The following is an 11,964-nucleotide window of genomic DNA, read 5'->3' on the forward strand; positions in this document are numbered from 1 at the left end:
AGCCGTTGCCAGGAGGGGCCGCTGTCGCAGCCGACCGCTCGTCGCACAGAATGATTTACAGCGCCCGCGTGCACGGTGAAGTGCTCGACGAAACGCGCTGAGGCGCCATCAAAACAGCATTTGAGGCAAAAGCACAGGCAAAAATGGGCTAGTCATTTAGCAATCAGACCACTACGGTAGGACTTTTCCAGACTGCACTCGCAGATGGGCCTTCGATCTGCAAAGGAAACCGAATATGCGCCTCGCTGCCCTACCGCTCTTGCTTGCCCCTCTATTTATCGCTCCGGCGGCGTTTGCGGCCACCAACCTGAGCGTTTGCACCGAGGCCAGCCCGGAAGGGTTCGATGTGGTGCAATACAACTCGCTGACCACCACCAACGCCTCCGCCGATGTGCTGATGAATCGCCTGGTGGACTATGACGCAGCCAGCGGCAAGCTGGTGCCAAGCCTGGCCGACAGCTGGGAAGTCTCGCCGGATGGCCTGACCTATACCTTCAAGCTGCACGCGGATGTGAAATTCCACCGCACCGACTACTTCACGCCAAGCCGTACCCTCACCGCCGAAGACGTGCGCTTCAGCTTCGAACGCATGCTCGACCCCGCCAACCCGTGGCACAAAATCGCCCAGAGCGGTTTCCCTCACGCCCAGTCCCTGCAGCTGCCCACCCTGGTCAAGAAAATAGACGCCCTTGACCCGCTGACCGTGCGCTTCACCCTGGACCACGCCGACTCTACCTTCCTCGCGGCCCTGAGCATGGGCTTTGCCTCGATCTATCCCGCGGAATACGCCGACAAACTGCTCAAGGCCGACACACCGGAGAAGCTCAACAGCCAGCCGATCGGCACCGGGCCGTTCATTTTCAGTCGCTTTCAGAAAGATGCCGTGGTGCGCTACAAAGCCAACCCGGACTATTTCGCCGGCAAACCGGCTGTGGATAACTTAATCTTCGCCATCACTCCGGATGCCAACGTGCGCCTGCAGAAGTTGCACCGCAACGAATGCCAGATCGCCCTGTCGCCCAAGCCGCTGGATGTGGGCGCGGCCGAAAAGGACCCGGCGCTCAAGGTGGAAGAAACCGCCGCGTTCATGACGGCCTTCGTGGCCATCAACAGCCAGCACCCGCCCCTGGACAAGCCCGAAGTGCGCCAGGCGATCAACCTGGCCTTCGACAAAGGCAGCTACCTCAAGGCCGTATTCGAAGGGACTGCCGAAGCGGCCAACGGGCCGTTCCCGCCCAACACCTGGAGCTACGCCAAGGACCTGCCGGGTTACCCACAGGACATCGCCAAGGCCAAGGCACTGCTCGACCGTGCCGGCTTCAAGGAGGGATTCAAGACCACTATCTGGACCCGCCCCACCGGCAGCCTGCTGAACCCCAACCCGAACCTGGGCGCACAACTGCTGCAGGCTGACCTGGCCAAGGTCGGCATCCAGGCCGAGATTCGCGTGATCGAATGGGGCGAGCTGATCCGCCGCGCCAAGGCCGGCGAACACGACCTGCTGTTCATGGGCTGGGCCGGCGATAACGGCGACCCGGATAACTTCCTCACCCCGCAATTCTCGTGCGCGGCGGTGAAGTCCGGCACCAACTTTGCCCGTTACTGCGACCCGGCCCTGGACAAGCTGATCAGCGCCGGCAAGACCACTAGCGAGCAAGGGGTACGCAGCAAGCTGTATCAACAGGCCCAGGCACAGATCCAGCAGCAGGCGCTGTGGCTGCCGTTGGCGCACCCAACGGCGTTTGCCCTGGCGCGCAAGAGTGTCCAGGGCTATCAGGTGAGCCCGTTCGGGCGCCAGGACTTTTCGAAAGTCAGCGTCAAGCCCTGAGCACCAGGCCCGCCTTCGGGGCGGGCCTACATCCAGCCATATTCCGCCATCGACAACGGGTCGCCATCCCCTACGATAATGTGATCCAGCACCCGCACATCCACCACTTCCAAGGCCTTCTGCAGCACCTTGGTCAATTTTCGATCCGCTGCACTGGGCTCGGCGCTGCCGGAAGGATGGTTGTGGCACAGGATCAACGCCGCCGCGTTATACGCCAGGGCACGCTTGACCACCTGCCGGGGATAGACCACGGCGGCGTCGATGGTGCCTTGGGACAACGCCTCGAAACCCAGCACCCGATGCTTTGAATCAAGAAACAGGCAACCGAAGATCTCATGGGGCTCATGGCGCAGCAGTGCCTTGAGGTAATCGCGCACGGCCACCGGGCTTTCCAACACCGAATCGGTGCGCAGGCGTTCGGCCATATGGCGCCGGGACATTTCCAGCACCGCCTGCAACTGGGCAAACTTCGCCGGCCCCAGCCCCAATTGCTGGCTGAACAGCGTCTGGCTGGCCTCCAGCAGCGGGCGTAAACCGCCAAATTGCGCCAACAGGTGACGCGCCAGGTCCACCGCGCTCCTGCCAGAAACCCCCGTGCGCAGGAAAATCGCCAGCAACTCGGCATCCGACAGACTTGCCGCTCCCCACTCCAAAAGTTTCTCTCGCGGCCGCTCTGCCACCGGCCAATCGCGAATACTCATCCTGACTCCCTCTCCCTATGCGCCACGTGCAGCGCTGTTGCCTCACGGACGCTGTGTTATCGTAGGCCCTCTTTTTTGCATGTGATTTCCCCTGGGGAGGGGGCATCGCAGGCGTCACTGAACCGGCATCACTGAACTGGAAAGGCAAACCAATGCAGCGTCTGTATCGGAAACGCATCGTTCTCGGCGTTGGCGGCGGCATTGCCGCCTACAAGAGCGCAGAGCTGGTCCGCAGGCTCCTCGACCACGGCGCCGAGGTGCGCGTGGTCATGACTCGCGGCGGCAGTGAGTTCATCACGCCACTGACCATGCAGGCCTTGTCCGGGCACCCGGTTCACCTGGACCTGCTGGACCCGGCAGCCGAAGCCGCGATGGGCCATATCGAACTGGCCAAATGGGCCGACCTGGTGCTGATCGCACCGGCCACCGCCGACCTGATCGCGCGTCTGGCACAGGGCATCGCCGACGACCTGCTGACCACCCTGGTACTTGCCACCGACGCCACCGTCGCCATTGCCCCGGCCATGAACCAGGCCATGTGGCGCGATCCGGCCACCCAGGCCAACACGCAACTGCTGCAAAGTCGTGGCCTGAAGGTGTTCGGCCCGGCGTCCGGCAGCCAGGCCTGCGGCGATGTCGGCATGGGCCGCATGCTCGAAGCCACCGACCTGGCGCTGTGCGCCGCCGAATGCTTCCAGCACCTGGCCCTGACCGGCAAGCACGTGCTGATCACGGCGGGCCCGACCCAGGAGAACATCGACCCGGTGCGCTACATCACCAACCATAGCTCAGGGAAAATGGGCTTCGCCCTGGCCGAAGCGGCGGTCGAGGCAGGCGCACGCGTGACCCTGATCACCGGCCCGGTGCATTTGCCGACCCCGGACCGGGTCACGCGAATCGACGTAGTCAGCGCCCGCGACATGCTGGCGGCCTGTGAGGCGGCCATTCCGTGCGACCTCTTTATCGCCTCGGCAGCGGTTGCGGACTACCGACCTGAAGTTGTCGCCCCGCACAAACTCAAGAAAGACCCTACAAGCGGTGACGGCCTGCTCCTGCAAATGGTGCGCAACCCGGACATCCTGGCCACCATCGCCACGCGTCCGGACCGTCCGTTCAGTGTCGGTTTCGCTGCCGAGACCGAGCATTTGCTGGACTACGCGGCACGCAAATTGAAAGACAAAAACCTCGACCTGATCGTTGCCAATGATGTCGCCAACCCGAGCATCGGCTTCAACAGCGAGGAAAACGCCTGCAGCGTGATCGACCGCGAGCTGCACGCCACCCTTTTCGCCCAGACCAGCAAAGGCAAGATTGCCCGCCAACTGATCTCTTTTATCGCCCAACGGCTGAACCAGGTTTAATCTCCATGCACGCTTTGCAAGCCAAGATCCTCGACCCCCGCATCGGTACCGAATTCCCGCTGCCCGCCTACGCCACTCCAGGCTCCGCCGGCCTCGACCTGCGCGCCATGCTCAAGGCAGACACCGTCCTTGAACCGGGCCAGACCCTGCTGATTCCGACCGGCCTGTCGATCTACGTGGGCGACCCTGGCCTCGCGGCGCTGATTTTGCCGCGCTCCGGCCTGGGCCATAAGCATGGCATCGTGCTGGGCAACCTGGTGGGCCTGATCGACTCGGACTACCAGGGCGAGCTGATGGTGTCGTGCTGGAACCGTGGCCAGACCGCGTTCAACATCGCCGTGGGTGAACGTATCGCCCAGTTGGTGCTGGTGCCGGTGGTGCAGGCGCGCTTCGAATTGGTGCAGGAATTCGATGAAACCCAACGCGGCACCGGCGGCTTCGGGCATTCCGGCAGCCACTGACTAAGCTGAGTCAGGCCGGGCGACGTCGCCCGGCCTGACGCCACCTCCAGGCGTTTCAGGACGAAGAATGCGTGGATTTTATCAGTGATGTTTTCCGATAAAAATCAAAGCGTTACGCAATCAACAAGAAGAAGCCCGTGCTCCGATGGCATTTTTGCACCACGAACTCTCTGCCGAAAACACCGTCATACCCTTCAGTTTGAGCCTGCCGGTCAGTCATTAAGGCCAGCCTTGCCCCCTTCAGATGGAGTTTCCCCCCGCGATGAGTACCGCAGCCCGAGTAGCCCCGACATTCCCCGACAGCATCTTTCGCGCCTATGACATTCGTGGCGTGGTGCCCAAGACGCTGACCGCCGAAACCGCCTACTGGATTGGCCGCGCCATCGGCTCCCAGAGCCTGGCCCAGGGCGAGCCCAACGTCTCGGTCGGCCGTGACGGTCGCCTTTCCGGCCCCGAGCTGGTGGAACAACTGATCCAGGGCCTGGCCGACAGCGGCTGCCATGTCAGCGACGTGGGCCTGGTGCCTACCCCGGCGCTGTACTACGCCGCCAACGTACTGGCCGGCAAATCCGGGGTGATGCTCACCGGCAGCCATAACCCGTCGGACTACAACGGTTTCAAGATCGTCATCGCGGGCGACACCCTGGCCAATGAACAGATCCAGGCCCTGCACACGCGCCTCAAAACCAACGACCTGACCAGCGGCCAGGGCACCGTCACGAAAGTTGACATCCTGCAGCGTTACTCTGACGAAATCACCCGCGACGTCAAACTCGCGCGCCGCCTCAAGGTGGTGGTCGATTGCGGCAACGGGGCGGCCGGCGTAATCGCCCCGCAGTTGCTTGAGGCCCTGAACTGCGAAGTGATCCCCTTGTTCTGCGACGTCGACGGCAATTTCCCCAACCACCACCCGGACCCGGGCAAGCCTGAAAACCTGGTGGACCTGATCGCCAAGGTCAAGGAAACCGGGGCTGACGTCGGCCTGGCCTTCGACGGCGACGGCGACCGCGTGGGCGTGGTGACCGAGACCGGCGAGATCGTGTTCCCGGACCGCCTGCTGATGCTGTTCGCCCGTGACGTGGTGGCGCGCAATCCCAACGCCGAGATCATCTTCGACGTGAAATGCACCCGCCGCCTGACGCCTCTGATCAAGGAGTATGGCGGTCGTCCGCTGATGTGGAAGACCGGTCACTCGTTGATCAAAAAGAAAATGAAGGAAACCGGCGCCCTGTTGGCCGGCGAAATGAGCGGCCACGTGTTCTTCAAGGAGCGCTGGTTCGGCTTTGATGACGGTATTTACAGCGCCGCGCGCCTGCTGGAGATCCTCAGCAAGGAAAAGTCGACGTGCGAGGAGCTGTTCCAGACCTTCCCGAACGATATTTCCACGCCAGAGATCAATATCCATGTGACCGAAGAGAGCAAATTCAGCATCATTGACGCACTGCACGATGCGCAATGGGGCGAAGGCGCCGAGCTGACTTCCATTGATGGTGTGCGAGTCGATTACGCCAAAGGCTGGGGCCTGGTTCGCGCGTCCAACACCACACCGGTGCTGGTCCTGCGTTTCGAGGCGGATACCGAGGCCGAGTTGCAGCGCATCAAGGACGTGTTCCACGCCCAGTTGAAACGTGTTGCCCCTGATCTCCAATTACCGTTCTGATTTTCTACCGGAGCCCTGAATGACCCTCGAACGCGAAGCCGCTGCCAACACCGCCAAGGTCCTGTCCGAAGCGTTGCCTTACATTCGACGCTACGTCGGCAAGACGCTGGTGATCAAGTACGGCGGCAATGCCATGGAAAGCGAGGAGCTGAAAACCGGCTTCGCACGCGACATCGTGATGATGAAAGCCGTGGGCATCAACCCGGTCGTCGTGCATGGCGGCGGCCCGCAGATCGGCGACTTGCTCAAGCGATTGTCGATCGAGAGTCATTTCATCGATGGCATGCGCGTCACCGACGCGCAGACCATGGACGTGGTGGAGATGGTCCTCGGCGGCCAAGTCAACAAGGACATCGTCAACCTGATCAACCGCCACGGCGGCAGCGCCATCGGCCTGACCGGTAAAGACGCCGAGCTGATTCGCGCGAAAAAAATGACTGTGACCCGCCAGACGCCGGAGATGACACAGCCGGAAATCATTGACATCGGCCAAGTGGGTGAAGTGATCGGCATCAACACCGACCTGCTGAACCTGCTGGTCAAGGGCGACTTCATCCCGGTGATCGCGCCGATCGGCGTGGGCGCCAACGGCGAGTCCTATAACATCAACGCCGACCTGGTGGCGGGCAAAGTGGCCGAGGCACTGAAAGCTGAAAAGCTGATGCTGCTGACCAACATCGCCGGCCTGATGGACAAGGAAGGCAAGGTACTGACGGGCTTGACCACTCAACAGGTGGACGATCTGATCGCCGACGGCACCATCTACGGCGGCATGCTGCCGAAGATCCGTTGCGCGCTCGAAGCGGTGCAAGGCGGCGTCGGCAGCTCGCTGATCATCGACGGCCGGGTACCGAACGCGGTACTGCTGGAAATCTTCACGGATACCGGCATGGGCACGCTGATCAGTAACCGCAAGCGTCCTTAACCGCTGCAATCGAAAAGCCCCGCTCAATCAGATTGAGCGGGGCTTTTTTTTGCGTACGCTGATTTTTTCAGAAAAGTGGAGATCCCCTGTGGGAGCGGGCTTGCTCGCGAAAGCGAGTGTCAGTTAGCGCATATATCACTGAATGGAAGCCTTCGCGAGCAAGCCCGCTCCCACACAAGCCCACTCCTGCAAAAGTTGTTGTATCAGACGCCGAATTGCTCGCGGTACGCACGCACAGCCGGCAGATGCTGCTTGAGCTGTGGATCATCTTCCAGGAACTGCAGCACCTGGTTCAGCGAGACGATGCTCACCACCGGAATGCCGAAATCGCGCTCCACTTCCTGGATGGCCGACAACTCACCATTGCCGCGCTCCTGGCGGTTCAGGGCGATCAGCACACCGGCGGCCTTGGCACCGTCCTGGGAGGCGATGATCTGCATCACTTCGCGAATGGCGGTGCCGGCGGTGATCACGTCGTCGATGATCAGCACGTCGCCAGTGAGCGGCGCGCCCACCAGGCTGCCGCCTTCGCCATGGGCCTTGGCTTCCTTGCGGTTGAAGCACCACGGCAGGTCCTTCCCGTGGTGCTCGGCCAGGGCCACGGCAGTCGCGGCGGCCAGGGGAATGCCCTTGTAGGCCGGGCCGAACAGAACGTCGAAGGAAATACCGCTTTCAACAATGGCGGCCGCGTAGAAACGACCCAGCTGAGCCAGGGCCGAACCCGAGTTGAACAAGCCTGCATTGAAGAAGTACGGGCTGGTGCGCCCGGACTTGAGGGTGAACTCACCGAAGCGCAAAACCCCGCGATCGATGGCGAAACGAATGAAATCGCGTTGATACGCCTGCATGAAAAAAGCCTCAGATACCACGGATTTAGCTAATTAGGTGGACGGCGTGTATCATACACGCACGCGATTTTTGGGGCCATTTATGCGGATCATCAGTGTGAACGTTAATGGTATTCAGGCTGCAGTCGAGCGTGGTTTGCTCAGTTGGCTGCAAGCCCAGAATGCCGACGTCATCTGCCTGCAGGATACCCGCGCCTCCGCCTTTGAACTGGACGACCCAGCCTTCCAACTGGATGGCTACTTCCTTTATGCCTGCGATGCCGAAGTACCCGCCCAAGGTGGCGTGGCTTTGTATTCGCGGTTGCAACCCAAGGCGGTCATCAGCGGCCTCGGCTTCGAGACAGCCGACCGCTACGGGCGCTACCTGCAAGCCGATTTCGACAAGGTCAGCATCGCGACCTTGCTGCTTCCTTCGGGGCAGAACGGCGATGAAGACTTGAACCAGAAGTTCAAGCTAATGGACGATTTCGCCCGTTACCTGGATAAACAGCGACGCAAACGTCGCGAGTACATTTATTGTGGCTCGCTGTACGTGGCGCAACAGAAGCTGGATATCAAGAACTGGCGCGACAGCCAACAATCCCCGGGCTTCCTGGCGCCTGAACGGGCCTGGATGGACGAGATTGTCGGCAACATGGGTTATGTGGATGCCCTGCGCGAAGTCAGCCGCGAAGGCGACCAGTACAGCTGGTGGCCGGACAACGAACAGGCGGAGATGCTCAACCTGGGCTGGCGTTTCGACTACCAGTTGCTGACCCCCGGGCTGCGCCGGTTCGTTCGCAGCGCACGCCTGCCGCGCCAGCCGCGCTTCTCGCAGCACGCGCCGCTGATCGTGGACTACGACTGGACACTGACCATCTGAGGTCTTTTTCCAGGCACAAAAAAACCGACATCGCTGTCGGTTTTTTTGTGGGTGCTCTTTACTTGATCACTCGCCAGGTCAAGGGATAGCGATAGGCGATTCCCTTGTTGGCCTTGATGCTGCCAATGATGGTCAGCACCACCGTGGCGATCGCCAGGGCAAACATCAGGAAAAACCCGACCACCGCAAACGCCAGCACGATGCAAACGATCCAGGCGATGGCCACGGTGATCTGGAAATTCACCGCCTCCTTGCCCTGATCATCAATGAACGCATCCTTTTCCTTCTTCATCTGCCACAGGATCAACGGCCCTACGACGCTGCCGAAGGGAAATACAAAGCCCAGGAACGCCGCGAGATGGCACAACATCGCCCCCTGGCGCACTTCGTAGGAAGGCGTAGGCACCGGCATCTGGCTGTCATTCATGGCGTTTCTCCTTGGGTGGGGCTCAGTCAGCCAGAGCGGCGTTCTGCAGTGCGAAGATTTCGGTCATGCCCTTCTGGGCCAGGGCGAGCATGGCGTTGAGCTCGGCCGGCTGGAACGGCGCACCTTCGGCGGTGCCCTGCACTTCGATGAAGCCGCCGGTGCTGGTCATGACCACGTTCAGGTCGGTCTCGGCGGCAGAGTCTTCCAGATAGTCCAGGTCCAGCACGGGCTCGCCCTGGTACATGCCGACCGAGACGGCGGCGATCATTTGCTTGAGCGGGTCACCACCCTTGAGGCCGCCGCGTTTCTTGATCACCTTGAGCGCGTCAACCAGGGCCACCATGGCGCCAGTGATGGACGCGGTGCGGGTGCCGCCGTCGGCCTGGATCACGTCGCAGTCGACATACAGGGTTACGTCGCCCAGCTTGGACATGTCCAGCGCCGCGCGCAGGGAGCGGCCGATCAGGCGCTGGATTTCCAGGGTGCGGCCGCCTTGCTTGCCACGGCTGGCTTCACGCTGGTTACGCTCGCCGGTGGCGCGCGGCAGCATGCCGTACTCGGCGGTCAGCCAACCCTGGCCCTGGCCCTTGAGGAAGCGCGGTACGCCGTTTTCGACGCTGACGGTGCAGATCACCTTGGTATCGCCAAACTCGACCAGTACAGACCCCTCGGCGTGTTTGGTGTAGTTGCGGGTGATGCGGATCGAGCGGAGCTGATCGGCAGCGCGACCACTTGGACGTTTCATAGGGAGACACCTGTACTGAGGACGAAAAACTGCCGAGCATTATAGAGCCGTGGACCGATTCGGGGCACTGCTAAAAAATTCGGTTACGAATGCTCCCGTTTGGGCGTGCTCGCCCCACTGCGCTACAATCGCGCGCCTTCTTAACCATCAGCCCGTGATTGACGGGCTGCAACGCGAGGTACCTCCATGGTGCACAGCATGACCGCCTTCGCCCGCGTCGAAAAAGCCGGCGTACAAGGCACCCTGAGCTGGGAATTGCGCTCGGTCAACAGCCGCTACCTGGAGCCGCATCTGCGCCTGCCGGAGTCGTTCCGCGACCTTGAAGGCGCCGTGCGTGAAGCGCTGCGCCAGGGCATCTCCCGGGGCAAACTGGAGTGCACCCTGCGCTTTACCGAAGAAACCACCGGCAAACCGCTGCAGGTCGATCGCGACCGTGCGGCGCAACTGGTCGCCGCCGCCGAGACCATCGCCGGGCTCATCAAACAGCCTGCCGCGCTCAACCCGTTGGAAGTGCTGGCCTGGCCTGGCGTGCTGGTGGCCGACGCCACCGACCCGCAGGCCCTCAACGCGCAAGCCCTCGCCTTGTTCAACCAGGGCTTGAAGGAACTCAAGGCCGGCCGCGAGCGCGAAGGCGCCGAACTGGCGCGCCTTATCAGCGAGCGCCTGACCTCCATTGAAGAAGACGTGGTCACCCTGCGCGAGCTGGTGCCGCAGATGCTCGCCACCCAGCGCCAGAAGGTGCTCGACCGCTTCACCGACATGAAAGCCGACCTCGACCCCACGCGCCTGGAACAGGAAATGGTGTTGCTGGCGCAGAAGAGCGACGTTGCCGAAGAGCTCGACCGCCTGAGCACGCACATCCTTGAAGTACGCCGCGTGCTCAAGTCGGGCGGTGCCGCCGGTCGGCGCCTGGACTTCCTGATGCAGGAACTCAACCGCGAAGCCAATACACTCGGCTCCAAAGCGTTCGATCCGCGCAGCACCACGGCGGCGGTCAACCTCAAAGTGTTGATCGAGCAGATGCGCGAACAAGTACAGAATATTGAGTAAGGCAACCTCCATGACCCATAGCACCGGCACCCTTTACATCATTTCCGCCCCTTCGGGCGCGGGCAAGAGCAGCCTGGTCAAGGCCCTCACCGACGCTGACGAGCACATCCGCATCTCGGTCTCCCACACCACCCGTGCCATGCGTCCGGGTGAGGTGGACGGCGTGCACTACCACTTCGTCGAGCGCACCGAGTTCGTCAAGATGATCGAGCACGGTGACTTCCTCGAACGCGCCGAAGTGTTCGGCAACCTCTATGGCACCTCGCAAAGCCACCTGCAGCAGACCCTGGATGAAGGCCACGACCTGATCCTGGAAATCGACTGGCAGGGCGCCGAGCAAGTGCGCCAATTGATGCCCAAGGCGCGCTCGATCTTCATCCTGCCGCCCTCCCTGGAAGCCTTGCACCAGCGCCTGACCAACCGTGGCCAGGACAGTGACGAGATCATCGAAGGCCGTATGCGCGAAGCCGTCAGCGAAATGAGCCACTACGTCGACTACGACTACCTGATCATCAATGACGACTTTGCCCACGCACTGGATGATTTGAAGGCGATTTTCCGCGCCAACCAGCTTCAGCAGAAGCGCCAGCAGCAGCGTTTCGGCAAATTATTGGCCGAACTGCTCGGCTGATTGGCTCTTCCCAAAACCGCTGCAAGCGCTTTACATTGGCACTTGCAGCGCTTTTGCCAGGGCCCGCGCAAAATCAGCGCTTCCCTTAACGCTGGTGTTTTTTTAAACTGCTCAGTCCGCTCGCCCAACCGGGCAGCGCGCATCTTGCATTCGCTCCGAGGAATACCATGGCCCGCGTAACCGTTGAAGACTGCCTAGAACACGTGGATAACCGCTTTGAGCTGGTCATGCTCTCTACCAAGCGTGCCCGTCAACTGGCCACTGGCGGCAAAGAGCCCCTGGTCCAGTGGGAAAACGACAAGCCTACCGTTGTGGCCCTGCGTGAAATCGCCGAAGGCCTGATGAGCTACGAGTTCATCGCCAACGCTGAAATCGTTGAAGACGAACCGCTGTTTGCAGCGTTCGAGGACGAGTCCAACGAGGCCGTCTAAGCCTATGCCTGGTCGACGTAGCACGGCGCGGGGT

General features: G+C 61.6%; 12 protein-coding genes and 1 pseudogene. 9 read left to right on the plus strand and 4 right to left on the minus strand.

Features of this window, described 5'->3' with window-relative positions:
* Window positions 1–235 precede the first annotated feature (235 nt).
* The gene (locus BLL36_RS14145; protein ID WP_076952035.1) at window positions 236–1,828 is read left to right on the plus strand and encodes an ABC transporter substrate-binding protein; all 1,593 of its coding nucleotides are present in this window, start codon (window positions 236–238) and stop codon (window positions 1,826–1,828) included.
* 26 nt (window positions 1,829–1,854) lie between these two features.
* Here the strand turns inward: BLL36_RS14145 and radC are convergent, their stop codons facing one another.
* The gene (gene radC / locus BLL36_RS14150; RefSeq protein ID WP_076952036.1) at window positions 1,855–2,529 is read right to left on the minus strand and encodes a RadC family protein; all 675 of its coding nucleotides are present in this window, start codon (window positions 2,527–2,529) and stop codon (window positions 1,855–1,857) included.
* Between the two features lie 152 nt (window positions 2,530–2,681).
* Between radC and coaBC the strand changes: the two genes are divergently transcribed.
* From coaBC to argB, 4 genes and pseudogenes are all read left to right on the plus strand, one after another.
* Entirely contained in the window at window positions 2,682–3,890 is a 1,209-nt protein-coding gene (gene coaBC, locus BLL36_RS14155) for a bifunctional phosphopantothenoylcysteine decarboxylase/phosphopantothenate--cysteine ligase CoaBC (RefSeq protein WP_076952037.1), read from the plus strand.
* A 5-nt stretch (window positions 3,891–3,895) separates the two neighbouring features.
* Window positions 3,896–4,351: a dUTP diphosphatase gene (gene dut, locus BLL36_RS14160; protein WP_076952038.1), complete on the plus strand. Its 456-nt coding sequence runs from the start codon at window positions 3,896–3,898 to the stop codon at window positions 4,349–4,351.
* Window positions 4,352–4,589: 238 nt separating this feature from the next.
* Window positions 4,590–6,011, plus strand: a pseudogene (locus BLL36_RS14165) (phosphomannomutase/phosphoglucomutase); the annotation flags it as partial.
* 19 nt (window positions 6,012–6,030) lie between these two features.
* Window positions 6,031–6,936: an acetylglutamate kinase gene (gene argB, locus BLL36_RS14170; RefSeq protein WP_076952040.1), complete on the plus strand. Its 906-nt coding sequence runs from the start codon at window positions 6,031–6,033 to the stop codon at window positions 6,934–6,936.
* 203 nt (window positions 6,937–7,139) lie between these two features.
* Here the strand turns inward: argB and pyrE are convergent, their stop codons facing one another.
* The gene (gene pyrE, locus BLL36_RS14175; RefSeq protein ID WP_071485192.1) at window positions 7,140–7,784 is read right to left on the minus strand and encodes an orotate phosphoribosyltransferase; all 645 of its coding nucleotides are present in this window, start codon (window positions 7,782–7,784) and stop codon (window positions 7,140–7,142) included.
* An 82-nt stretch (window positions 7,785–7,866) separates the two neighbouring features.
* Here pyrE and BLL36_RS14180 point away from each other — a divergent pair, with 82 nt between their 5' ends.
* Window positions 7,867–8,646: an exodeoxyribonuclease III gene (locus BLL36_RS14180; protein WP_003176915.1), complete on the plus strand. Its 780-nt coding sequence runs from the start codon at window positions 7,867–7,869 to the stop codon at window positions 8,644–8,646.
* Window positions 8,647–8,704: 58 nt separating this feature from the next.
* Here BLL36_RS14180 and BLL36_RS14185 read toward each other — a convergent pair whose 3' ends face one another.
* Together BLL36_RS14185 and rph are read right to left on the minus strand one after the other, a co-directional pair.
* Window positions 8,705–9,073 carry a DUF4870 domain-containing protein gene (locus BLL36_RS14185; protein ID WP_076952041.1) on the minus strand — a complete coding sequence of 123 codons (369 nt, stop codon included), beginning with the start codon at window positions 9,071–9,073 and terminating at the stop codon, window positions 8,705–8,707.
* 22 nt (window positions 9,074–9,095) lie between these two features.
* On the minus strand, window positions 9,096–9,818 hold the full coding sequence (gene rph, locus BLL36_RS14190) for a ribonuclease PH (protein ID WP_003176917.1): 723 nt from the start codon (window positions 9,816–9,818) through the stop codon (window positions 9,096–9,098).
* Between the two features lie 186 nt (window positions 9,819–10,004).
* Here rph and BLL36_RS14195 point away from each other — a divergent pair, with 186 nt between their 5' ends.
* The 3 genes from BLL36_RS14195 (at window position 10,005) to rpoZ (ending at window position 11,930) form a co-directional block, all read left to right on the plus strand.
* Window positions 10,005–10,868: a YicC/YloC family endoribonuclease gene (locus tag BLL36_RS14195; RefSeq protein ID WP_076952042.1), complete on the plus strand. Its 864-nt coding sequence runs from the start codon at window positions 10,005–10,007 to the stop codon at window positions 10,866–10,868.
* 10 nt (window positions 10,869–10,878) lie between these two features.
* On the plus strand, window positions 10,879–11,499 hold the full coding sequence (gene gmk / locus BLL36_RS14200; protein WP_076952043.1) for a guanylate kinase: 621 nt from the start codon (window positions 10,879–10,881) through the stop codon (window positions 11,497–11,499).
* 167 nt (window positions 11,500–11,666) lie between these two features.
* Complete coding sequence (gene rpoZ, locus BLL36_RS14205) at window positions 11,667–11,930, plus strand: DNA-directed RNA polymerase subunit omega (RefSeq protein WP_003176920.1); 264 nt, start codon at window positions 11,667–11,669, stop codon at window positions 11,928–11,930.
* Window positions 11,931–11,964: the final 34 nt, after the last annotated feature.

Origin of the sequence: Pseudomonas cedrina subsp. cedrina (genome assembly GCF_001983175.1) — a bacterium.
GTDB classification, from domain to species: domain Bacteria; phylum Pseudomonadota; class Gammaproteobacteria; order Pseudomonadales; family Pseudomonadaceae; genus Aquipseudomonas; species Aquipseudomonas cedrina.